The organism is Winogradskyella sp. 4-2091 (assembly GCF_045765065.1).
Taxonomy (GTDB): domain Bacteria; phylum Bacteroidota; class Bacteroidia; order Flavobacteriales; family Flavobacteriaceae; genus Winogradskyella.
Genome location: NZ_JBJKOD010000043.1, coordinates 1 through 1,169 on the forward strand (window position 1 = coordinate 1; position 1,169 = coordinate 1,169).

A 1,169-nucleotide genomic window follows, 5' to 3' on the forward strand; every position below is an offset into this window, starting at 1 on the left:
TTCGGAATTTTCTCTGGTTCGTGAATGTTTGCTAAATTAGTTGCTTACCACGCAACTAACCATACACAATAACGTTGGTAACCATTAACGAAAATTCGCCTTTCAATTGAAACAAACTGAAACATTAAAAAATATTTATTCTAATATTGACAAGGAGAATATTGAAAATCTAATTCATTATTTAGAAAAATTAGGAGGAAAAATTTAAAACTTAATTGTATAAGGAATAATATTTTTAAAGTAAAATGGACTTTAAAAGAAGAACAATTAATAGCAAGGTGTCATATTCAGTCTTCTATTCAATACTTATCAAGTTTAAAAAATGACTTCACAAAAAAACAAATCCAAATTGTAATTGCGGACATTAAAAGATTTGTTCAACTTTTAGACAAAAATGAAAATTTAAGTTTTATTTTAGTTAGTACAAATACTTTACCTTCTGCTATACATTTTAGTTTTGCCGAAAATTTATTTTATAAACATCAAATAAGAGAACAAAATCAAGATAATTATTCAACTGACTTACTAACTATATATTCTTTAAGACTATCTTTAGAAAACAGAATTAGAGGTTTACTTGGAATTGATTATGCAACAAGTAACCATCAGAATATTGGACTATCAACATTAATAAAAATAGCGAAAACACTTAAAAATGTTGAATATTCTAAAGAAATTAATTGGAATGAAATTGAATGGGTCAATAATTGGTTGAATCATCATATGCATAGACATATTAGACCATTTCCTTGGGTAATTTATCAATCTATAAAAACTTTAAAACCTTTATTAGACCCGAAAGAACCTTTACTTAAAAATGGCAGAGAAATACATTCATTTTATAGCGCAACATTTGTTGAAAATGAGAATGAATTTGAAAAGGAAATAATCTCAAAACTTAAAGAAAAATATGAAAACATTGAAATTAATTGGAATTCAAAAAGAGAAATAAGTAAATAAAACGGTTACCAACACCATATATAATTTATTGCTGGCTTTTTTTCTACTTACGAAAATCCTCGCGGATTTTCTTTGCCTGTAATTATTTACTAAATTAGTTGCTTAAACCACGCAACAAACCATATATAAACACGTTGTGCATAATGTGCCACTCATACTCAAAACGAACTAAATTGAACTGAAAAACAATTTAAAAATAAGAGTTCTGA

1 protein-coding gene is annotated in these 1,169 nt (G+C 26.2%); it reads left to right on the forward strand.

The genetic code is table 11. From position 1 onward, the window contains the following. Window positions 1-723 precede the first annotated feature (723 nt). The gene (locus tag ACJBCC_RS17225) at window positions 724-960 is read left to right on the forward strand and encodes a hypothetical protein (protein WP_407557924.1); all 237 of its coding nucleotides are present in this window, start codon (window positions 724-726) and stop codon (window positions 958-960) included. Window positions 961-1,169: the final 209 nt, after the last annotated feature.